The 236-nt window shown below is 59.7% G+C and carries 1 protein-coding gene; it reads left to right on the forward strand.

From position 1 onward, the window contains the following. The coding region (locus RAD10_RS42525; RefSeq protein ID WP_461622095.1) for a hypothetical protein at nucleotides 1-236 on the forward strand (236 nt) is incomplete at both ends.

Here is a 236-nt window from a genome sequence, read left to right on the forward strand (position 1 = left end):
GCGTTGAAAACCCCGCTGCAGGGCGCCGACGAGGCCACCAAGCAGCAGGTGAACGATGCCTTGGCGAAAGCCAACCGCGGTCTGGACAACTCCTACAACAACGTGTTGAGCGTGCGCGCCGAGCTGGGCAGTCAGCTGCAGGAAATGGATCAGCTGGACAGCATCGGTAAAGAGCGTGACATGACCAACCAGATCCAGATGAGCGCGTTGTCGGATGCCGATCTGGCCGAGTCTAT

The organism is Bradyrhizobium sp. 23AC (assembly GCF_054863025.1).